The sequence below is a fragment of the Lelliottia sp. 489 genome (assembly GCF_050435885.1).
Classification (GTDB): Bacteria; Pseudomonadota; Gammaproteobacteria; order Enterobacterales; family Enterobacteriaceae; genus Enterobacter; species Enterobacter nimipressuralis.
The window spans coordinates 1598286-1618103 of the sequence record NZ_JBNDLC010000001.1 but is presented as its reverse complement, the minus strand read 5'-3'; the positions used below and the strand labels follow the sequence as shown (position 1 = coordinate 1618103).

The window sequence follows — 19818 nt, the reverse complement described above, 5'->3', positions numbered from 1 at the left end:
CTAGCGACGGTCGATGGATATCGCCCCCGGCCCGGTCACGGCCAGCAACAAAAACGCGCCGGCAATGCTGATATTCTTGTAGAAGTTAATCATGTTAGGCATAACCGCATCACCGCTCATATCCCAGTAGTGGTGACCAATCACCGCTGTACCAAGCGTATAGAGGACAAAGAGCAGCGCCAGCGGCCGGGTGAAGAACCCGAGCACAATCAGAATCGCGGCGGGCACTTCCATGATCACCGCAATAATGGCCGCCAGCATCGGCATCGGTGCGCCGAGCGACGTCATATATTGCACCGTTCCATCAAAACCGGTCATTTTCGGAATACCAAAAATAATAAACAACACAACAATCGCGATACGTGCAATCAGCAGTACCAGCGGGCGGGACTGTCCGAAATCGAAATAGCGTAGAGTGTTCATGGCAGGCTCGTTATTGGATGGGGCTTATCATAAAGCTAATACACAACCGGTAACTCCGCCATAAGACCAAATTATCAGCCGCTTAACCCTTCGCAAGTCTGCTCCGAGTCCCCGTGCATTTCGCCCCGTTCCCGCTTTTGGCGGCCTGAATGCAATCTCGATACTCCGTCGACGAAAGCGTTTCAGGAGCGAATAAACAGGCGCTGTCTGTCAGAGGTAATGTGATGGTTATCACAATATCATCGCAAACTCCGTGGCTGATGCTGTTTCGAATGTCGGGTGAACCACGCTTATGCCGCGAACCTCAGCGCCATCCGGTGAATACCCGTCATCAGGCCGGACAACCGGATTTAGCAACGTTAGCCCAGGTTGAGCGTACCCGTTTAGCCACAGAAATTGCCGCCGAATCAACGGCAAATTCCTGTTAATCAGCTGTTAATAGCCGCTTGCGTCGGCCCCTTTTTAGCGCCAGACTAGCGCCTCCAAAACGGGAGGGATTCATGGGTTTGCATTCCACGCGCTGGCTGGCGCTCAGCTATTTTACCTACTTTTTTAGCTACGGTATTTTTCTGCCTTTCTGGAGCGTCTGGCTCAAAGGTATCGGCCTGACACCGGAAACCATCGGCATTCTGCTGGGTGCAGGCCTGGTGGCGCGATTCCTGGGTAGCCTGCTGATTGCGCCGCGCGTCAGCGATCCCTCTCTGTTGATTAAGGCCATGCGTATTCTCGCGCTACTAACGCTGGTGTTCCTCGCGGGCTTCTGGGTGAATCAGCAGTTTGCGTGGCTGATGGTGGTGATGGTCGGCTTTAACCTCTTCTTCTCGCCGCTGGTACCGCTGACGGACGCGCTGGCGAACACCTGGCAAAAACAGGTGACGATGGACTACGGACGCGTGCGCCTGTGGGGGTCCATCGCCTTTGTGATTGGCTCGGCGCTGGTGGGCAAACTGGTCAGTCTCTACGACTATCGGGCGATTCTGGCGCTGTTAAGCGTCGGTATTGCCTCAATGCTGCTGGGGATGTTGCTGCAGCCGTCGGTGAAACCGCAGGGCGAAAGCCGTCATCAGGAGAGCACCGGCTGGGCCGCGTGGCGGTCACTGATTAAACAGAGCTGGCGTTTTCTGGCCTGTGTTTGTCTGCTGCAGGGCGCTCACGCGGCCTACTACGGTTTTAGCGCCATTTACTGGCAGGGGGCGGGGTACTCCGCGTCGGCGGTGGGCTATCTCTGGTCGCTCGGCGTGGTGGCGGAAGTCATTATCTTTGCTCTTAGCAAGAAGCTGTTCCGCCGTTTTGGTGCGCGCGATCTGCTGCTGCTCTCTGCCGTCTGCGGCGTGTTGCGCTGGGGCATTATGGGCTGGACCACCGATCTCCCTTGGCTGATTGTGGCTCAGATCCTGCACTGCGGTACCTTTACGGTGTGCCATCTGGCGGCGATGCGCTACATCGCTGCGCGTCAGGGCAGCGAAGTGATTCGTCTCCAGGCGGTCTATTCGGCGGTGGCGATGGGCGGCAGTATCGCCGTGATGACGGTGTTTGCGGGCTTCCTCTATCAGCACCTCGGCCACGGCGTGTTCTGGGTGATGGCGCTGGTGGCGCTGCCGGCTATGGTGGTACGTCCCAAAGTGGCAGCGCGCAGCGAAGCGCTATGATTCCAGCATGGCGCGTATATGTTCCTGCTGCTGCGCATTCAACGTCTCTACGGCATGAATGAGCGGCGGCGAGAACAGCGGCAGGGCGGTAGGGTACGGAGTAATAATCAGCGCCGCTTCGCGCGGTGCGCCGTCCTTCTGAAACGTCTGGAGCGACACATAGCGGATATTCAGCGGCAGCAGCGTCAGCTCGCGCAGCTGCTCTTCAATCATCACTTCGCAGGCTTTATCATCGCCCGTTAACAGCACCACCTGTTTTTCATGCAGGTCGGTCTCCTGCATCAGCCAGGCGCCGAAAATCACCGCCACCAGGCTCATCTCCTCATCGGAAAACCGCAGGCCAAATTCTGCTTCCACTTCAAACAGCACATCCCGGGTAGTGCGCATCAGGCGCGGATAGAGGCGACCGATCTCTTCGGGCAGACTGTTGTCGATACCAACGCCAAACAGCGAGCGGTCCAGCGCCTGGGAAAGATGGATGTACAGCTGATCCGTCAGCCCCTGTTCGTCGCTAAAGCGCATTCCTGTTTGCCCGCGAAAGCGCCCGATCATCCGCGAGATGGCGTGGCGCAGGCGTTGATCCAGTTGATGCGCATCGCGCAGCGGATCGGGCGTGCGTAGCATCATAAACAGCAGCGACAGAAACAGCGGCTCATCGGCATGGGGGCTTTGCCGCACGCGGCGCTGCCAGTGGCGGACAATCTCCTGCGCTGCCAGATATTCACCGCGCGAATGCGCCCAGTGGCGCTGAACAGCGGAGAACTGCGGCGTCTGCCCCAGATGGTGCTGAATCAGGCAATACTGCAGATAGAGCTGCAAAAACTGCACGTCGCGGCACTCGAAGTGGCGCTGCAGGCGGCGCGAACAGAAGTTGATCAGCGCGCGCAAATTGGTATCGTCATACAGCGTACGCGCAATGCCGAGTTGTTTAAGCTCGGTTTTGAGCGCCGGGGTAAACTGTTGTGTAATAAAATGCGGACACAGCCGCAATGCCCGTCGCAACCAGTGCAGCAGGCATAAACGTTGATCGAGCGTCGTACCTTCAATTCGGTAGCTGCCGTCATGATGCGTCACGATGTTCAGCCGGTGATAGCGCTGGATCTCATCGCGTGTCTCGGCTATATCTTGCCGTGCAATGTCGTCGTCCACCCCATTGATATCAACAATACTTTGCGGGGTCACGGCAATACCTGGCAGGTAAAGCATCAAAAGCACCTGGCAGCGGCGCTGCGAACTGGAAAGCACAGATGGGTTTTCGAGGGTCGTCATCATCTGTCGGGTATCCAGTAGGAGTATTCGATAAGAATAGCTAAAGGATGTGCGCAGGAAAGCGCACCCGTGGGTCTTTCCGTCAGGAATGCGGGAGAACATCACAGAATTTTTGACGTGAGGAATCGATGCAAATAGTTAAACACAACGCCACGGCGCTATTTTTGGCGGTTTTATCTTCTGCCGCCGTCGCGCATCCTCACAGTTTTATCAGCCTGCAGACTGAGATTGTCGCAGACGATACGCACCTGAGCGGGCTGAAAATGCGCTGGACGATGGATGAAATTACATCAGCCGATCTACTCTATGACGCGGGCGATGCGAAACCGGGCGATGAGATCTGGAAAAAACTGGCGGCGGAAGTGATGGCCAACGTACTCGGTCAGCACTACTTCACGGAGTTTTGGCACAACGGCCAGAAAGTGAAATTCCTTAATCGCCCCACGACCTACGGCATGGAGCGCGACGGGCACCAGGCGGTGTTAACCTTTATTCTGCCGCTGGCCGAACCTCAGCCGTTGGCGGGGCAGAAGTATACGTTTTCAACCTTTGACCCGAGCTACTACGTCGACATGAGTTATGCAGAAGACAAGGACGCAACGCTGCCCGCGGTGCTGCAAAAGCGCTGCACGATTGCGGTCCATACGCCTAAACCCAGCGAAGAGACGATGAATTTTGCGCTCTCTCTCGATAAAGCGGATGCGCCGCCGGAAGACATGGATTTGGGTAAACAGTTTGCGCAGCAGGTGACCGTGCAATGTCAGTGATCTCCACTTCACTCAGCAAAAAACGCCGCTGGCTGCACCTGTGGCCGCTGGCACTGTTTCTGATCTTAGCGGCCATCGGGGCGTTATGGCTCTGGCAGGCGTGGCCGCAGGTGATGATGAAAAGCATCCTCTGGCAGCGCGACGTGAATCAGCAAATGAGCGGGCTGCTCAAGGCCGTGGCGGAAAACCCGACCAAAGCGGGCGGCTCGCTGCTGATCTTCAGCTTTTTGTACGGTGTGCTGCATGCCCTGGGGCCAGGGCACGGGAAGATCGTCATCACCACCTGGCTTGCGACTCACCCTTCAAAGCTCAAATCCAGTATCGGCTTAACGCTCGCCTCTTCGTTGTTGCAGGGGCTGGTGGCGATTGCGCTGGTGGTTGTGGTGCTGACGGTGCTGCAACTGCCTGCCCGACAGCTGCACATGAGCAGCTTCTGGCTGGAGAAGGGCAGTTATGCACTGGTGGGCGTGCTGGGGGGGCTGCTCTGCTGGCGGGCGATCAAAAAACTGCGGGCATTACTTCGAAAACCAACGTTTAAAGCCTTCACGGCGCATCATGTTCACGACGCACACTGCGGCTGCGGGCATCAACATCTGCCGACGCAGGAGCAGTTACAGGGCACAGATGACTGGCGCGCGCGGCTGATGATTATTCTGTCGATGGGAATGCGGCCCTGTTCCGGGGCGATCATGGTGCTGCTGTTCAGTAAGGTGATTGGTGTATTTAGCTGGGGCGTGGTCTCCGCGCTGGCGATGGCGGCGGGAACGTCACTGACGATTACCTCGCTGGCATTGCTGGTCCACAGTTTTCGCCAGTTGGCGGTCAAACTGAGCGGCAACACAACGCCGGTACTGTGGCGGCAGGTTGGCTGGACGACGCTGGCGTTAGCGGGCGGAGTGATTTTACTGGTGGCGGCGGTGACGATGTGGATCAGTGCAGTGCCGGTAGGGCGGGGGTTGCGGCCGTTCTAAAACGAACGATGGCACTGCACTTATCCGGCCTACAGGATCGTAAGCCCGGAAAGTGCAGTGCCACCGGGCACAACAGACGGAATTAACGCTTCAGCGCTTCACTCAGTTCGTCACGCATGTTCGCCAGCATAGCTTTCACCACACGCGGGTTACCGGCCACGATGTTACCGCTCAGCATGTAGTTGTGACCGCCGGTGAAATCGCATACCAGTGCGCCTGCTTCACGGGCAATCAGCTCGCCTGCAGCAAAATCCCACGGCTTCAGCGCGATTTCGAAATAACCATCAACGCGGCCAGCGGCAACGTAGGCCAGATCCAGCGCAGCAGAACCGGTGCGACGGAAATCCGCGCATTCGGTGTAGAGCTTGCCGAGAATTTTCATGTAGGTCTGGGCGTGCTGTTTCGCCTTGAACGGGAAACCGGTCGCCAGAATTGTGCCATCCAGATCGCGAGAGTTGCTGCCGCGCAGACGGTAGCCGTTCAGCTGTGCGCCCTGACCACGGGTAGCCGTGAACAGTTCGTTACGCATTGGATCGTAAACAACGGCCACTTCAGTACGGCCTTTGATGCGTACAGCGATAGAAACAGAGAAATGAGGAAGGCGTTTAACGAAGTTGGTGGTGCCATCCAGTGGATCGATTACCCATTGAACATCCTGATCTTCGCCTGCGTGTTCACCGCTTTCTTCGGTGATGATGGTGTGCTGCGGGTAAGATTTGCGAATGGTTTCGATAATAATCGCTTCTGCGGCTTTATCGACGTTAGTCACAAAGTCATTGCTGCCTTTCTGGCTGGTTTCTACAGAATCTGGAGTTTCGTAGTGTTTGGCAATTACATTACCCGCCTTGCGCGCTGCGCGCACGGCGATGGTCAACATAGGATGTTGCATCGGTTACTCTCACTGGATGTTAAAGAACAGGGGAAACGAAAACGGCCCAGAGTATAGCAGCGAGTTCGGATCATGTCTCTCGTTTATGATAATATGGCCGAATATTCTTCAGACACTGGCTTCAGACAAAACTAATTATGCTGCAAAACATCCGAATCGTACTGGTCGAAACATCGCACACCGGCAATATGGGCTCTGTCGCCCGCGCAATGAAAACCATGGGTTTAACCAATCTGTGGCTGGTCAATCCGCTGGTTAAACCAGACTCGCAGGCTATTGCACTGGCAGCAGGGGCGAGCGACGTGATCGGCAACGCTCAGATCGTCGATACCCTTGATGAAGCGCTGGCGGGCTGTAGCCTGGTCGTCGGCACCAGCGCACGTTCACGTACGCTGCCGTGGCCGATGCTCGATCCGCGCGAATGCGGCCTGAAAAGCGTTGCTGAAGCCCAGCAGGCGCCGATCGCACTGGTGTTTGGCCGTGAACGCGTTGGCCTGACCAACGACGAGCTGCAGAAGTGTCATTACCACGTGGCGATTGCCGCGAACCCGGAATACAGCTCTCTGAACCTGGCGATGGCGGTGCAGGTTATTGCCTACGAAGTGCGTATGGCGTGGCTGGCGACCCAGGAAAAAGGCGTCACCCCGGAGCAAGAAGAAGACGCCGCGTATCCGCTGGTGGACGATTTAGAGCGTTTCTACGAACATCTTGAGCAAACGCTGCTGACGACGGGCTTTATTCGCGCGTCGCATCCAGGCCAGGTGATGAACAAGCTGCGCCGTCTGTTTACCCGCGCCCGCCCGGAAACGCAGGAGCTGAACATTCTGCGCGGGATGCTGGCGTCGATTATTGAGCAGAAGAATAAGCAACAGTAACGACTGATTGCCCGGCTGCGCTTCGCTTGAGCGGGCCGACGTTCTGGTCAGTCGGGTGAGCAAAGCGCCACCCGACAAGGCTCAGAGCGCACATAAGGCTAAATACTTGACTAAAACAGTCAAGTAAATAGTTGACCAATTTAGTCGGGAATGTCAGACTTGGCCCTGCTATGCAATACCCCCCATTTTACAATAAAAAACCCCGGGCAGGGGCGAGTTTGAGGTTAAGTAAGACATGAGACTGACATCTAAAGGGCGTTATGCTGTGACCGCGATGCTGGACGTTGCGCTCAACTCTGAATCGGGCCCGGTTCCGTTGGCTGATATTTCTGAACGTCAGGGTATTTCCCTCTCTTATCTGGAACAGCTGTTCTCCAGATTGCGTAAAAATGGACTGGTTTCCAGCGTTCGCGGCCCAGGCGGCGGATATCTGCTGGGTAAAGACGCGGGCAGTATTGCAGTTGGCGAAGTCATTAGTGCTGTTGATGAGTCTGTTGATGCGACCCGTTGCCAGGGCAAAGGCGGCTGTCAGGGCGGCGATAAATGCCTGACCCATGCGCTGTGGCGCGATCTGAGCGACCGTCTGACCGGCTTCCTGAATAACATCACCCTCGGTGAACTGGTTAATAACCAGGAAGTTATGGAAGTGTCTGGCCGCCAGCATAATCACGAAAACCAACGCAGCACCCGCGCGCAAGACGCAATCGACGTTAAACTGCGCGCGTAAAAAAACGATAAGATTTTTCGAATCAGGCCGGGGCACCCGTTGCCCCGTGTACTCGGCCGTACATCCAGCCGGTTAGCCTGATTCCTTGCATTGAAGCGATGTACGGAGTTTATAGAGCAATGAAATTACCGATCTATCTCGATTACTCCGCAACCACGCCGGTGGACCCGCGTGTTGCCGAGAAAATGATGCAGTGTCTGACCCTGGACGGAAACTTTGGTAACCCAGCTTCCCGTTCTCACCGTTTTGGCTGGCATGCTGAAGAGGCGGTTGATATCGCCCGTAATCAGATTGCTGAGCTGGTTGGCGCCGACCCGCGTGAAATTGTTTTCACCTCCGGTGCAACCGAATCCGACAACCTGGCGATCAAAGGCGCTGCCAACTTCTATCAGAAAAAAGGCAAGCACATTATCACCAGCAAAACCGAACACAAAGCCGTGCTGGACACCTGTCGCCAGCTCGAGCGTGAAGGTTTTGACGTCACCTACCTCGCCCCTCAGAGCAACGGTATTATCGACCTGAAAGAGCTCGAAGCGGCCATGCGTGACGACACCATTCTGGTGTCCATCATGCACGTTAACAACGAAATCGGCGTGGTTCAGGATATCGCGACTATCGGCGAACTCTGCCGTGCGCGCGGCATCATCTATCACGTTGACGCGACCCAGAGCGTGGGCAAACTGCCTATCGATCTGAGCCAGCTGAAAGTGGACCTGATGTCCTTCTCCGGCCACAAAATTTATGGCCCGAAAGGTATCGGCGCGCTGTACGTTCGTCGTAAACCACGTATTCGCATCGAAGCACAGATGCACGGCGGCGGTCATGAGCGCGGCATGCGTTCAGGAACTCTGCCTGTTCACCAGATCGTGGGCATGGGCGAAGCCTACCGTATCGCGAAAGAAGAGATGGAAAGCGAGATGGCGCGCCTGCGCACGCTGCGTAACCGTCTGTGGGACGGCGTGAAAGATATGGAAGAAGTCTATCTGAACGGCGATCTCGAGCAGGGCGCTCCGAACATTCTCAACGTCAGCTTCAACTATGTTGAAGGCGAATCGCTGATTATGGCGCTGAAAGACCTCGCGGTCTCTTCCGGTTCTGCCTGTACTTCTGCAAGCCTCGAGCCATCCTACGTGCTGCGTGCACTGGGCATGACCGACGAGCTGGCACACAGTTCTATCCGTTTCTCTTTAGGTCGCTTCACTACCGAAGAAGAGATTGACTACACCATCAAGCTGGTTCGTAACTCCATTGGCCGTCTGCGTGACCTTTCTCCACTGTGGGAAATGTTCAAACAGGGCGTGGATCTGAACAGCATTGAATGGTCACATCACTAATCGGTACGAAGGAGAATTCAACATGGCTTACAGCGAAAAAGTTATTGATCATTACGAGAACCCACGCAACGTTGGCTCTTTCGACAACAGCGACGAAAGCGTTGGTAGCGGCATGGTCGGCGCGCCAGCGTGTGGCGACGTGATGAAGTTGCAGATTAAAGTCAACAATGAAGGTATCATTGAAGACGCGCGTTTCAAGACTTACGGTTGCGGTTCTGCTATCGCTTCCAGCTCCCTCGTCACCGAGTGGGTGAAGGGCAAGTCTCTGGACGAAGCACAGGCAATTAAAAATACCGATATTGCTGACGAACTCGAACTGCCACCGGTGAAAATTCACTGCTCTATTCTGGCAGAAGACGCGATCAAAGCCGCTATTGCGGATTACAAAAGCAAACGTGAAGCGAAATAAGAAGAGTTGAGGTTTTGTTATGTCGATTACCCTTAGCGACAGCGCTGCCGCGCGAGTAAGCGCCTTTCTGGCGAACCGTGGTAAAGGCTTTGGCCTGCGACTGGGCGTACGTACCTCCGGCTGTTCCGGGATGGCTTATGTACTGGAATTTGTTGACGCACCGGCGACTGATGACACCGTGTTTGAAGACAAAGGCGTGAAGGTAGTAGTCGATGGCAAGAGCCTGCAATTCCTCAACGGCACTCAGCTGGACTTCGTCAAAGAAGGCCTGAACGAAGGGTTTAAATTCACTAACCCGAACGTAAAAGACGAGTGCGGTTGCGGCGAAAGCTTCCACGTTTAACTGCGCGTTAACCGAAACCCCACCGTGGCCTGGCTACGTGTGGGGTTTGTTCTAACTGGCTAACCCTGAGATTGTTATGGATTACTTCACCCTCTTCGGGTTGCCCGCCCAGTACCCGATCGATATCCAGGCCCTGACGGTTCGTTTTCAGGATCTGCAACGTCAATTCCATCCTGATAAATTTGCCAGCGGGTCCCAGGCGGAGCAACTGGCTGCCGTTTCGCAGTCAGCCACCATTAATCAGGCGTGGCAAACGCTGCGCAGTCCCTTAGCGCGTGCGGAATATCTGCTCTCGCTGCACGGTTTTGATCTGGCAAGTGAACAACACACGGTACGCGACACCGCTTTCCTGATGGAACAGCTGGAGCTTCGCGAAGAGCTGGATGAGATCGAACAGGCGAAAGACGAAGTGCGTCTTGAAAGCTTCATCAAACGGGTGAAAGCGATGTTCGATACCCGCCATCAGCAGATGGTTGAACAACTGAATAACGAGACGTGGGACGTGGCGGCGGATACTGTACGCAAGCTGCGTTTTCTCGATAAACTGCGAAGCAGTGCTGAACAACTCGAAGAAAAGCTGCTCGATTTCTGATTTTGGAAGCTTAACATGGCCTTATTACAAATTAGTGAGCCTGGTCTGAGCGCCGCACCGCACCAGCGTCGTCTGGCGGTGGGCATTGATTTAGGCACCACCAATTCCCTCGTAGCGACCGTACGCAGCGGCCAGGCGGAAACGCTGGCAGACGCCGAAGGGCGTCATCTGCTGCCCTCTGTCGTTTACTACCAGCAGCAGGGCCATTCGGTGGGATATGACGCGCGCGCCAATGCCGCGAAAGATCCGGCCAATACCATCAGCTCGGTAAAACGGATGATGGGCCGCTCGCTGGCCGATATTCAAACGCGTTACCCGCATCTGCCGTATCAGCTGCAGGCCAGTGTTAACGGCCTGCCGATGATTGCCACCGACGCCGGGTTGCTCAACCCGGTTCGCGTCTCTGCCGATATTCTCAAAGCGCTCGCGGCGCGCGCGACCGCGACGCTCGAAGGCGAACTGGATGGCGTTGTTATCACCGTGCCAGCCTATTTCGACGACGCACAGCGTCAGGGCACGAAAGACGCTGCGCGTCTGGCGGGCCTGCATGTGCTGCGCTTGCTCAACGAACCAACCGCTGCGGCGATTGCTTACGGTCTCGATTCCGGCCAGGAAGGGGTGATTGCCGTTTACGATCTCGGCGGCGGCACCTTTGATATCTCCATTCTTCGCCTCAGCCGTGGCGTGTTTGAAGTGCTGGCGACCGGCGGCGACTCAGCCCTCGGCGGCGATGACTTCGACCACCTGCTGGCGGATTACATTCGCGAGCAGGCGGGAATTCCCGATCGCAGCGACGTGCGCGTTCAGCGCGAACTGCTGGATGCCGCTATCGACGCTAAAATTGCGCTTAGCGATGCGCAGTCAGTCACCGTTGACGTAGCGGGCTGGCGCGGCGAAATCACCCGTGAGCAGTTCAACGAACTGATTGCTGCGCTCGTAAAACGCACGCTGCTGGCCTGCCGTCGTGCGCTCAAAGACGCCAACGTCGACGCGAGCGAAGTGCTGGAAGTGGTGATGGTCGGCGGCTCAACGCGCGTACCGCTGGTGCGTGAACGCGTGGGCGAATTCTTTGGCCGCACGCCGCTCACCTCTATCGACCCGGATAAAGTGGTGGCGATTGGGGCCGCGATTCAGGCGGATATTCTGGTCGGTAACAAGCCGGACAGCGAAATGCTGCTGCTCGATGTGATTCCGCTCTCTCTGGGGCTGGAAACCATGGGCGGCCTGGTCGAGAAAGTGATCCCCCGTAACACCACCATCCCCGTGGCGCGCGCGCAGGAGTTCACCACTTTCAAAGATGGCCAGACTGCGATGTCTATCCACGTGATGCAGGGCGAGCGCGAGCTGGTCCAGGATTGCCGTTCGCTGGCGCGCTTCGCGCTGCGCGGTATTCCTGCGCTGCCAGCAGGCGGGGCGCATATCCGCGTCACCTTCCAGGTGGATGCCGATGGTCTGCTCAGCGTCACGGCGATGGAAAAATCGACCGGCGTGGAGTCATCCATCCAGGTGAAACCGTCTTACGGTCTGACCGACGGCGAAATCGCCTCCATGATTCAGGATTCAATGAGCTATGCCGAACAGGATGTGAAGGCACGTATGCTGGCGGAACAGAAAGTGGAAGCCGCGCGCGTGCTGGAAAGTCTGGAAGGCGCACTCACTGCCGATGCCGCGCTGTTAAGTGCCGCAGAGCGCCAGGCCATTGACGACGCCGTTGCGCAGCTACGCGCAGTGGCGGTTGGCGATGACGCTGACGCAATAGAACAAGCGATTAAAAACGTTGATAAACAAACCCAGGATTTCGCCGCTCGCCGCATGGACCAGTCTGTCCGTGTCGCGCTGAAAGGCCAGTCCGTGGACGAGGTTTAATATGCCAAAGATTGTTTTTCTGCCTCATGCGGACCTCTGTCCGGATGGCGCAGTTCTGGAAGCTGAGACCGGTGAAACCATCCTCGACGTTGCCCTGCGCAACGGTATCGAAGTGGAACACGCCTGTGAAAAATCCTGTGCCTGCACCACCTGCCACTGCATCGTGCGTGAAGGTTTTGACTCCCTCGCGGAAAGCACCGAAGACGAAGACGACATGCTGGATAAAGCATGGGGTTTGGAGCCAGACAGCCGTTTAAGCTGCCAGGCGCGCGTCACCGATGAAGACCTGGTGGTCGAAATCCCGCGTTACACTATCAACCATGCGCGTGAGCATTAACAGGGGGTAGTATGGGACTGAAGTGGACCGACAGCCGCGAAATCGGTGAGGCGCTGTACGACGCCAACCCGGATCTGGATCCGAAGACCGTACGATTCACCGATATGCATCAGTGGATCTGCGATCTGGAAGATTTTGACGATGATCCCAGCGCATCCAATGAAAAAATTCTGGAGGCGATTCTGTTAGTCTGGTTAGATGAAGCAGACGTTTAACAGAAAGAAAGATCACACGGGCTGCCTTCTGGCGGCCCGTTTGCTCGTTGCGAATAAGGAAAAATAAAATGACCGAAGCGATGAAAATTACGCTCTCTACACAGCCTGCTGACGCACGCTGGGGCGACAAAGCCACCTACAGCATTAACAATGACGGCATCACCCTGCACCTGAACGATTCCGACGATTTGGGTCTGATCCAGCGCGCCGCGCGTAAAATTGACGGCCTGGGCATCAAGCACGTCACTCTGGCCGGAGAAGGCTGGGACACGGATCGCAGCTGGGCATTCTGGGCGGGTTACAAAGGCCCGAAAGGCACCCGTAAAGTCGAGTGGGGGAACCTCGACGAATCCGCGCAGAAAGAGCTGGAAAACCGTCTGACCATCATCGACTGGGTGCGCGACACCATTAACGCTCCGGCGGAAGAGCTGGGCCCTGAACAGCTGGCGCAGCGCGCAGTCGATCTGCTGTGTAAAGTCGCAGGCGATAAAATGTCTTATCGCATCACCAAAGGTGAAGATCTGCGCGAGCAAAACTACATGGGGATTCACGCTGTAGGGCGCGGCTCTGAGCGACCACCGGTGCTGCTGGCTCTCGATTTCAACCCGACCGGCGACAAAGAAGCGCCGGTTTACGCGTGTCTGGTCGGCAAAGGCATTACCTTTGATACCGGCGGTTACAGCCTGAAGCAGAGCGCGTTTATGGACTCGATGAAGTCCGACATGGGCGGTGCGGCAACCATCACCGGCGCACTGGCATTCGCCATCACCCGTGGTCTGAACAAGCGCGTAAAACTGTACCTGTGCTGCGCAGACAACATGGTGAGCGGCAATGCGTTCAAGCTGGGCGATATCATTCGCTACCGTAACGGTAAAAATGTCGAAGTGATGAACACCGACGCCGAAGGCCGTCTGGTGCTGGCGGATGGTCTGATTGACGCCTCTGCGCAGAAACCTGAGCTGATCATTGATATGGCAACCCTGACGGGGGCGGCGAAAACCGCTCTGGGTAACGACTATCACGCGCTGTTCAGCTTCGACGACAAACTGGCCGCACGCCTGCTGGCGAGTGCCGCCGCTGAGAACGAACCTTTCTGGCGTCTGCCGCTGGCGGAATTCCACCGCAGCCAGCTGCCGTCTAACTTTGCCGAGCTGAACAACACCGCAAGCGCAGCGTATCCGGCGGGCGCAAGCACCGCGGCAGGCTTCCTGTCCCACTTCGTTGAGAACTATCACGAAGGCTGGCTGCACATCGACTGCTCCGCCACCTACCGCAAAGCGGGCGTGGAACAGTGGTCTGCGGGCGCTACCGGTCTGGGTGTGCGTACGATTGCGAATTTGTTGACTGCTGAGTAGTCGTCCTGCCGGGTGGCGTAGCCGCTGCCCGGCCTACAAACCCCGTAGGCCCGTGCAAGCGCTGCGCCGCCGGGCGATTAACGTAACGAAACTATGTCCGAAACCAAAAACGAATTAGAAACCCTGCTGGAGCAGGCGGCCACTGAGCCAGCCCACCGTCCGGCATTTTTCCGCACCCTGCTGGAGTCCACCGTCTGGGTTCCGGGAACGGCGGCTGAAGGCGAGCAGGTTGTGGAAGACAGCGCGCTGGATCTGCTGCACTGGGAAAAAGACGACGGCACGTCTGTTATCCCGTTTTTCACCTCGCTGGAAGCCCTGCAGCAAGCGGTGGAAGACGAACAGGCGTTTGTCGTCATGCCTGTGCGCACGCTGTTTGAAATGACGCTCGGTGAAACGCTCTTCCTTAACGCCAAACTGCCGACCGGGAAAGAGTTTACCCCGCGTGAAATCAGCCATCTGATTGGCGAAGAGGGCAACCCGCTCAGCACGCAGGAAGTGCTGGAGGGCGGCGAAACGCTGCTGTTGTCTGAAGTGGCTGAGCCTCCGGCGCAGATGATCGACTCTCTGACCACTCTGTTCAAAACCATCAAGCCGGTGAAACGCGCGTTTCTGTGCTCTATCAAAGAGAGCGCAGAAGAACAGCCCGTGCTGCTGATTGGGATTGAAGCTGATGGCGATATCGACGAGATCATTCAGGCGGCGGGAAGCGTTGCGACCGATACGCTGCCGGGCGATGAGCCGATTGATATCTGTCAGGTCGTGAAAGGTGAGAAGGGCATTAGCCACTTTATTACCGAGCACATCACGCCGTTCTATGAACGTCGCTGGGGCGGATTCCTGCGCGATCTGAAAACCACCCGTATTATCTAATATTCTCGGGGTGAGCACTCACCCCGTTGCTTCCAGCAGTAACAAATCCATCAGCAAAACCAGATTCGATTCAAATGACGTCACGCCTGCGGCCTCGGCGGCATAATGCACTGCTTCGTCATACAGGGCGAAATGCAAATCCGCCATCCCGGCAAGCGTATTTGCTGACGCGCGGGTAAAGGCAATCACCGTCATGCCTACGTTTTTGGCGATCCGCGCTTTATCAAGCACCTGCTCTGTTTCACCGCTGCGCGACACCGCGATAAACACCTGATAGCGCGCGGCGTTGCTCAGAAAAATATTCCGGCTGTCGCCCGGCCCGGAGATAAAGGCCGTTTTGCCTAGCACCTGCAGCTTTTTCGTCAAGTACTCCGCGAACAAATAGGAAAACCCGGCGCCGTAGAGAAAGAAACTCTCTTTCTCGCGCAGCAGCGTGGCAAACTGACGGCGCTTCTCTTCCGTGACCCACTGAAACGTCTGCTGATAGTTGGCGATAAACTGGCTGAACAGGGCGGGCAGGTGAGGCAAATCCTGCGCCTGTGCCGCAATGTGCGGTGTGTCGGTCAGCAGCTGTTTGCAGTGCCAGATAAACTCGCTAAAACCGCTAAACCCCAGCTTCTGACATAGGCGCATAATAGTGGCCGTCGAGACAAAGGTCGCCTGCGCCAGCTCGCGTACCGTGATATTGCCCACCAGCAGCGGATGCTCCGTGAGGTGGGCCAGGACGCGATATTCCGCGCGGGTCAGGGACTCCCCGCGCGTCAGCAGTGTTGCCAGTCGGTTATCCATTACTGAGCAGGTTCAATCGGCAGATCGTCCCGGGCGCCCCATTCACTCCATGCACCGTCGTACAGCGTCACGTCGGTCACGCCGAGCGTTGCCAGCGCCAGAATTACCACGCAGGCGGTCACACCCGAGCCACAGCTGGCAACCACAGGTTTATGCAAATCCACCCCCTGGCGGGCAAAAATCTCGCTCAGTTCATCGGTGGTTTTCAGCTCGCCTTCAAACACCAGATCGCCCCACGGCACGTTGAGTGCGCCGGGAATGTGTCCGCGTTTCAGGCCTGGACGGGGTTCATCAGCCTGGGCTGCAAAGCGTGGCGCCGATCGGGCATCGACAATTTGCGCCGTTTTCTCGTGGCTAACCAGCAGAACGTCGGTGAGACGTTTCACGGCGTTTGGGTCCAGCGTCGCGTCAAAGTCGTCTTCCGGCAGAGCGACATCCCCTTGCTGAAGTGGCAGTTCATTGCGCTGCCAGCCTGCCAGGCCACCGGCCAGAATAGACACATTCTCTACGCCGAAGGTTTTCAGCATCCACCATGCGCGCGGAGCGGAGAACAGATTGCCCTCATCGTAAACCACCAGATGTTTATCGCGGCTCACGCCCAGCTCACGCATGGCCACGGCAAAGGCCTCCGGGCGCGGCATCATATGGGGCAGGGGAGAGGTGTGATCGGAGAGGGCTTCGATATCAAAAAAGACCGCGCCCGGAAGATGTCCGGCGCGGTATTCAGCGGGAATGTCGCGATGCTCCTGCCCTGGCGGGGCCATGCGCGCGTCGAGGATTTGCACTTCCGGGTCGTCGCTATGTTCGAGAAGCCAGTCGGCTGCGACAAAATATGAGGTGGACATGGGTGCCTCCATTTTTTCCTTAAAAAAGGATTGTCGGTGTTTTATCTGACACCGACAAGCAAACCACGTTCAACTCGCGAGCAACCCCCTATTTTTTCACCGCTTCGCCGTCCTGCCAGGCTTTTTGCAGCGCGGGCCAGTAGTCGCGGTTGGCCTCGATCATCTCATCGAGAATGGCTTTTGCGTGTTCCATCGTCGGCACGGTGCGGTTCAGGGTGAATGCCTGCAGCGCCTTTTCGTAGCTGCCTTCGATGGTCGCTTCCACCAGCAGTTGCTCAGAGGCGAGCTGTTGTTGCAGCAACGTCTGGTGGAACAGTGGCACCAGGCCCACGCGGATCGGCTCAGGCCCTTCGGAGGTGATATAGGCCGGGACTTCCACTACCGCGTCGTACGGCAGGTTGGTGATCGCCCCCCGGTTTTCGACCATCACCAGATGGCGCTGACGCAGGTTGAACGCCAGCGAACGGGCCACATCGACAATAAACTCGCCGTGCACGCCGACGTGGAAGGCATCGGACAAAATCCCGGTACGCTTATACGCTTCGGCGGCGGCAAACAGCTTTTTCTCGCGCCCGTTCATCACTTCGTTGGCACGGGTATAATCCGGGTTTTGATGCTCAACAATCTGATTTGGCATCAGATAATACTGCAGATACGGGTTCGGCAGATATTCCGGGAAGTTATCCATGATCGGCTTGATGTTGCGCCAGGTTTTCACCCACGAGGGATCTGAGTGCTGCGGGTCGGTTTTGGCTGCATCTTCCGTCAGCAGACCATATTTTGCGATATGGCGGCGCAGCTCCGGCAATCTGTCCACGCCATCGACCAGCACACGAGTAAACCAACCGAAGTGGTTCAGGCCGAAATAGTCCACTTCCAGCTTGTGACGATCGACGCCCAGAATCGCGCCCATATTTCGCATCGCTGCCACCGGCATATCGCAGATGTTCAGCACGCGGGCGTTCGGGCGCAGGCGGCGTACGCCCTCAGCCACAATTGCCGCCGGGTTGGAGTAGTTCACGATCCACGCTTTCTCGTGTGCGTATCGCTCTACCAGATCGATCAGTTCGACCATCGGCAAAATTGTCCGTAGCCCGTATGCCAGCCCGCCAGGGCCGCAGGTTTCCTGCCCGACGACGCCGTGGCGCAAGGGGATCTTCTCGTCCTGCTCGCGCATTTTATACTGACCGACGCGCATCTGGGCGAACACAAAATGGGCGCCGCTGAAGGCCACTTCCGGGTCGTGCGTCACGGTGAATTTAATGCTCTGGCTGTGGTCGCGAATCACTTTCTCGACCACGGGTGCGATGGTGTCCTGGCGCGCGGCGTCGATGTCGTAGAGGCGGATTTCCGCCAGCGGGAAATCCTGCAACTGAACCATCAGGCTTTTCACAATGCCGGGTGTGTAGGTGCTGCCACCCCCGGCAATGGAGAGAATAAAGGGAGGTTTAAACATGTTTGGCTCCTTCAGAGAAACGTCTCAACGGCTTCTCGCATTTTTTTGACGTGCAGCCCGTAGACCACCTGAACGTTGTTACCTTGTTTGATAATTCCTTTTGCACCCGTCGCCTTGAGCCGTGGCTCATCGATGATGTCGACATCTTTCACGGTGACGCGCAGTCGGGTGTAGCAGTTATCCACCACTTCAATATTTTCTCGCCCGCCGAGACCGACCACGATGGACTCGCCCAGCCCGTCGTTGCTGCCTTTCGCCTGATACTCCTGCTTGCTGTACAGACGGGTTTCCTGTTCGTCGTCCTCACGGCCCGGCGTTTTCATGTTGAAACGCAGGATCAGGAAGCGGAACACGATGAAATAGAGCGCGAACATAATCAGCCCGACGACGATATACATCGGCCAGTTGGACTTCTCCGTGCCCAGCGGCAGGTTGTAGAGAATGAAATCGATAATGCCGTTGGCGCCGATGGCATGAACGCCAAACAGATAGAACAGCATCATGCCAATCCCGGTCAGCACCGCGTGCACCACAAACAGCAGCGGGGCGACAAACAAGAAGGAGAATTCGAGCGGTTCGGTCACGCCGACCAGCAGCGAGGTTAGCGCCGCCGGGATCAGGATGGCTTTCGCCAGCGCTTTGCGCTCCGGTCGGGCGGTCATATACATCGCCAGCGCCGCGGCAGGCAGGCCGAACATTTTGCTTATTCCGCGTGCATCCCACACAACCGTGCTGCTGAGCTGTTTCACTTCCGGGCAGGCCATTTCGGCGAAGTAGATGTTCCGTGCGCCCTGATAGACGGTGCCGCACACCTCCTGCGTCCCGCCCAGTTCTGTGTACAGGAACGGCGTATAGACCAGGTGATGCAGGCCGGTTGGCACCAGAATGCGCTCAAGGAAACCGTAAATCGCCACGCCAAACGGACCAGAACCTTTAATGGCTAATGCCATGGCGCTAATTCCGTGCTGGGCAAAGGGCCACAGCTCGCTCATCACCACGCCAAGCAGCATCGACACGGGCAGCATGATAATCGCCACGAAACAGTGCCCGGAGTAGATCGCCATAGCGCCGTTAAACTGTACGCCGGAGTATTTATTGTACAGATATCCCGACAGGGCACCGGTCAGAATACCGGCGAAAACGCCCATCTCCAGAACCTGCACGCCTAATACCATGCTCTGTCCGGCGGCTTTCATCTGATCGGCGGGGGCGAGATGCCCTTGTAGCTGGAGCGTCACATTCATGGCATTGATAAACACCACAAAAGTCACCAGACCGATAAGCGCCGCGTAACCTTTATCCCGCGTGGCGAGGCCAACAGGAATGCCCACTGCAAAGACCAGCGCCAGATTGACCAGCACCGAGACCGCAGATTTAGCAATCAGCTGGCCAATGTGTTGAATCATAGGATGGCCGAGAAACGGCACATACTCGGCAAGATTACCGTTACCCAGCACGTTGCCGAAGGCGATAAACAGCCCGACAATCGGTAAGATAAGTACCGGTCCGTAAAGTGATTTTCCGAAATTTTGTAGGGCGTTCACGGCTCGTTTCATGGCTATCTCTCTTAGTGAACCGCGCACTCAGCGTGCGTCTAAGATGTAAACTAGCAGGTGATCTGTCTGGATATCTAGCTATCTTATTGTTTTAAAAACAAATGACGCTAAAGGTTACATGTAACCTTTAGCACTGTGATCTGAACGATGATCGGTATCGCAGCCGCAGGAGAGTCGGGAGCAATCTGCGAGGCGCTTTCCAGATTCTAAGATTGGACTTTTGTATTCGTGAAACTTGCGGATAATACTTATTCGGATGACGACTAACAGGTTCCAAGAAC

At 56.5% G+C, this 19818-nt stretch carries 22 protein-coding genes; 15 read left to right on the top strand and 7 right to left on the bottom strand.

The features are described 5' to 3' along the window. A complete protein-coding gene (locus ABIE11_RS07855) occupies positions 1 to 423 on the bottom strand; it encodes a DoxX family protein (RefSeq protein WP_107703106.1) in 423 nt (140 codons plus the stop codon). A gap of 224 nt (positions 424 to 647) precedes the next feature. On the opposite strand from ABIE11_RS07855, the gene ABIE11_RS07850 reads away from it, so the two are divergent. Beyond that, entirely contained in the window at positions 648 to 851 is a 204-nt protein-coding gene (locus tag ABIE11_RS07850; RefSeq protein ID WP_429184242.1) for a hypothetical protein, read from the top strand. A 72-nt stretch (positions 852 to 923) separates the two neighbouring features. Continuing rightward, positions 924 to 2072 (top strand): 3-phenylpropionate MFS transporter, encoded by a 1149-nt coding sequence (locus ABIE11_RS07845; protein WP_123427064.1) that lies wholly within the window; start codon positions 924 to 926, stop codon positions 2070 to 2072. Here the strand turns inward: ABIE11_RS07845 and csiE are convergent. Then, positions 2067 to 3344, bottom strand: coding sequence for a stationary phase inducible protein CsiE (gene csiE, locus ABIE11_RS07840; RefSeq protein WP_107703108.1), 1278 nt, complete (start codon positions 3342 to 3344; stop codon positions 2067 to 2069). The two genes, ABIE11_RS07845 and csiE, sit on opposite strands and share 6 nt — an antisense overlap. 125 nt (positions 3345 to 3469) lie before the next feature. Here csiE and ABIE11_RS07835 point away from each other — a divergent pair, with 125 nt between their 5' ends. Both ABIE11_RS07835 and ABIE11_RS07830 read left to right on the top strand, forming a co-directional pair. Continuing rightward, positions 3470 to 4108 carry a DUF1007 family protein gene (locus ABIE11_RS07835; protein ID WP_429184241.1) on the top strand — a complete coding sequence of 213 codons (639 nt, stop codon included), beginning with the start codon at positions 3470 to 3472 and terminating at the stop codon, positions 4106 to 4108. Then, the gene (locus ABIE11_RS07830) at positions 4099 to 5079 is read left to right on the top strand and encodes a nickel/cobalt transporter (RefSeq protein WP_319417954.1); all 981 of its coding nucleotides are present in this window, start codon (positions 4099 to 4101) and stop codon (positions 5077 to 5079) included. The genes ABIE11_RS07835 and ABIE11_RS07830 overlap by 10 nt, the downstream gene beginning before the upstream one ends. Positions 5080 to 5161: 82 nt before the next feature. On the opposite strand, the gene suhB is transcribed toward ABIE11_RS07830, so the two are convergent. Next, positions 5162 to 5968, bottom strand: a complete 807-nt coding sequence (suhB, locus tag ABIE11_RS07825) for an inositol-1-monophosphatase (protein ID WP_100779303.1) — start codon at positions 5966 to 5968, stop codon at positions 5162 to 5164. Between the two features lie 137 nt (positions 5969 to 6105). Here suhB and trmJ point away from each other — a divergent pair, with 137 nt between their 5' ends. The 11 genes from trmJ to sseB all read left to right on the top strand — a co-directional run bounded on the left by trmJ (position 6106) and on the right by sseB (position 14891). Next, the gene (gene trmJ / locus ABIE11_RS07820) at positions 6106 to 6843 is read left to right on the top strand and encodes a tRNA (cytosine(32)/uridine(32)-2'-O)-methyltransferase TrmJ (RefSeq protein WP_100779304.1); all 738 of its coding nucleotides are present in this window, start codon (positions 6106 to 6108) and stop codon (positions 6841 to 6843) included. Positions 6844 to 7078: 235 nt separating this feature from the next. After that, positions 7079 to 7570, top strand: a complete 492-nt coding sequence (iscR, locus tag ABIE11_RS07815; protein WP_100779305.1) for a Fe-S cluster assembly transcriptional regulator IscR — start codon at positions 7079 to 7081, stop codon at positions 7568 to 7570. A gap of 119 nt (positions 7571 to 7689) precedes the next feature. Then, positions 7690 to 8904, top strand: a complete 1215-nt coding sequence (locus tag ABIE11_RS07810) for an IscS subfamily cysteine desulfurase (RefSeq protein ID WP_100779306.1) — start codon at positions 7690 to 7692, stop codon at positions 8902 to 8904. A 22-nt stretch (positions 8905 to 8926) separates the two neighbouring features. Next, positions 8927 to 9313 carry a Fe-S cluster assembly scaffold IscU gene (gene iscU, locus ABIE11_RS07805; protein ID WP_005120408.1) on the top strand — a complete coding sequence of 129 codons (387 nt, stop codon included), beginning with the start codon at positions 8927 to 8929 and terminating at the stop codon, positions 9311 to 9313. A 19-nt stretch (positions 9314 to 9332) separates the two neighbouring features. Next, on the top strand, positions 9333 to 9656 hold the full coding sequence (gene iscA / locus ABIE11_RS07800; RefSeq protein ID WP_100779307.1) for an iron-sulfur cluster assembly protein IscA: 324 nt from the start codon (positions 9333 to 9335) through the stop codon (positions 9654 to 9656). Positions 9657 to 9732: 76 nt separating this feature from the next. Further along, complete coding sequence (hscB, locus tag ABIE11_RS07795) at positions 9733 to 10248, top strand: co-chaperone HscB (protein ID WP_102104982.1); 516 nt, start codon at positions 9733 to 9735, stop codon at positions 10246 to 10248. Positions 10249 to 10263: 15 nt separating this feature from the next. After that, on the top strand, positions 10264 to 12114 hold the full coding sequence (hscA, locus tag ABIE11_RS07790; RefSeq protein WP_409255436.1) for a Fe-S protein assembly chaperone HscA: 1851 nt from the start codon (positions 10264 to 10266) through the stop codon (positions 12112 to 12114). Position 12115: 1 nt separating this feature from the next. After that, positions 12116 to 12451 (top strand): ISC system 2Fe-2S type ferredoxin, encoded by a 336-nt coding sequence (fdx, locus tag ABIE11_RS07785; protein ID WP_100779310.1) that lies wholly within the window; start codon positions 12116 to 12118, stop codon positions 12449 to 12451. Positions 12452 to 12462: 11 nt separating this feature from the next. Further along, positions 12463 to 12666 (top strand): Fe-S cluster assembly protein IscX, encoded by a 204-nt coding sequence (gene iscX / locus ABIE11_RS07780; RefSeq protein WP_100779311.1) that lies wholly within the window; start codon positions 12463 to 12465, stop codon positions 12664 to 12666. A 68-nt stretch (positions 12667 to 12734) separates the two neighbouring features. Next, a complete protein-coding gene (gene pepB / locus ABIE11_RS07775; protein ID WP_429184240.1) occupies positions 12735 to 14021 on the top strand; it encodes an aminopeptidase PepB in 1287 nt (428 codons plus the stop codon). 93 nt (positions 14022 to 14114) lie between these two features. Further along, entirely contained in the window at positions 14115 to 14891 is a 777-nt protein-coding gene (gene sseB / locus ABIE11_RS07770) for an enhanced serine sensitivity protein SseB (RefSeq protein WP_100779313.1), read from the top strand. Positions 14892 to 14909: 18 nt separating this feature from the next. Here the strand turns inward: sseB and ABIE11_RS07765 are convergent, their stop codons facing one another. From ABIE11_RS07765 to ABIE11_RS07750, 4 genes are all read right to left on the bottom strand, one after another. Continuing rightward, complete coding sequence (locus ABIE11_RS07765) at positions 14910 to 15680, bottom strand: MurR/RpiR family transcriptional regulator (RefSeq protein WP_129035579.1); 771 nt, start codon at positions 15678 to 15680, stop codon at positions 14910 to 14912. Then, complete coding sequence (gene sseA / locus ABIE11_RS07760) at positions 15680 to 16525, bottom strand: 3-mercaptopyruvate sulfurtransferase (protein WP_429184239.1); 846 nt, start codon at positions 16523 to 16525, stop codon at positions 15680 to 15682. Before sseA ends, ABIE11_RS07765 begins: the two co-directional genes overlap by 1 nt. An 88-nt stretch (positions 16526 to 16613) precedes the next feature. Next, on the bottom strand, positions 16614 to 17981 hold the full coding sequence (locus ABIE11_RS07755) for a 6-phospho-alpha-glucosidase (RefSeq protein ID WP_429184238.1): 1368 nt from the start codon (positions 17979 to 17981) through the stop codon (positions 16614 to 16616). 11 nt (positions 17982 to 17992) lie between these two features. Next, positions 17993 to 19537 carry a PTS transporter subunit EIIC gene (locus tag ABIE11_RS07750; RefSeq protein WP_429184237.1) on the bottom strand — a complete coding sequence of 515 codons (1545 nt, stop codon included), beginning with the start codon at positions 19535 to 19537 and terminating at the stop codon, positions 17993 to 17995. Positions 19538 to 19818 lie beyond the last annotated feature (281 nt).

Excerpts from the sequence above, each read along its gene's own strand:
- ABIE11_RS07855 (WP_107703106.1), bottom strand. The coding sequence starts at position 423 with ATGAACACTCTACGCTATTTCGATTTCGGACAGTCCCGCCCGCTGGTA.
- ABIE11_RS07850 (WP_429184242.1), top strand. The coding sequence starts at position 648 with ATGGTTATCACAATATCATCGCAAACTCCGTGGCTGATGCTGTTTCGA.
- ABIE11_RS07845 (WP_123427064.1), top strand. The coding sequence starts at position 924 with ATGGGTTTGCATTCCACGCGCTGGCTGGCGCTCAGCTATTTTACCTAC.
- csiE (WP_107703108.1), bottom strand. The coding sequence starts at position 3,344 with ATGATGACGACCCTCGAAAACCCATCTGTGCTTTCCAGTTCGCAGCGC.
- ABIE11_RS07835 (WP_429184241.1), top strand. The coding sequence starts at position 3,470 with ATGCAAATAGTTAAACACAACGCCACGGCGCTATTTTTGGCGGTTTTA.
- ABIE11_RS07830 (WP_319417954.1), top strand. The coding sequence starts at position 4,099 with ATGTCAGTGATCTCCACTTCACTCAGCAAAAAACGCCGCTGGCTGCAC.
- suhB (WP_100779303.1), bottom strand. The coding sequence starts at position 5,968 with ATGCAACATCCTATGTTGACCATCGCCGTGCGCGCAGCGCGCAAGGCG.
- trmJ (WP_100779304.1), top strand. The coding sequence starts at position 6,106 with ATGCTGCAAAACATCCGAATCGTACTGGTCGAAACATCGCACACCGGC.
- iscR (WP_100779305.1), top strand. The coding sequence starts at position 7,079 with ATGAGACTGACATCTAAAGGGCGTTATGCTGTGACCGCGATGCTGGAC.
- ABIE11_RS07810 (WP_100779306.1), top strand. The coding sequence starts at position 7,690 with ATGAAATTACCGATCTATCTCGATTACTCCGCAACCACGCCGGTGGAC.
- iscU (WP_005120408.1), top strand. The coding sequence starts at position 8,927 with ATGGCTTACAGCGAAAAAGTTATTGATCATTACGAGAACCCACGCAAC.
- iscA (WP_100779307.1), top strand. The coding sequence starts at position 9,333 with ATGTCGATTACCCTTAGCGACAGCGCTGCCGCGCGAGTAAGCGCCTTT.
- hscB (WP_102104982.1), top strand. The coding sequence starts at position 9,733 with ATGGATTACTTCACCCTCTTCGGGTTGCCCGCCCAGTACCCGATCGAT.
- hscA (WP_409255436.1), top strand. The coding sequence starts at position 10,264 with ATGGCCTTATTACAAATTAGTGAGCCTGGTCTGAGCGCCGCACCGCAC.
- fdx (WP_100779310.1), top strand. The coding sequence starts at position 12,116 with ATGCCAAAGATTGTTTTTCTGCCTCATGCGGACCTCTGTCCGGATGGC.
- iscX (WP_100779311.1), top strand. The coding sequence starts at position 12,463 with ATGGGACTGAAGTGGACCGACAGCCGCGAAATCGGTGAGGCGCTGTAC.
- pepB (WP_429184240.1), top strand. The coding sequence starts at position 12,735 with ATGACCGAAGCGATGAAAATTACGCTCTCTACACAGCCTGCTGACGCA.
- sseB (WP_100779313.1), top strand. The coding sequence starts at position 14,115 with ATGTCCGAAACCAAAAACGAATTAGAAACCCTGCTGGAGCAGGCGGCC.
- ABIE11_RS07765 (WP_129035579.1), bottom strand. The coding sequence starts at position 15,680 with ATGGATAACCGACTGGCAACACTGCTGACGCGCGGGGAGTCCCTGACC.
- sseA (WP_429184239.1), bottom strand. The coding sequence starts at position 16,525 with ATGTCCACCTCATATTTTGTCGCAGCCGACTGGCTTCTCGAACATAGC.
- ABIE11_RS07755 (WP_429184238.1), bottom strand. The coding sequence starts at position 17,981 with ATGTTTAAACCTCCCTTTATTCTCTCCATTGCCGGGGGTGGCAGCACC.
- ABIE11_RS07750 (WP_429184237.1), bottom strand. The coding sequence starts at position 19,537 with ATGAAACGAGCCGTGAACGCCCTACAAAATTTCGGAAAATCACTTTAC.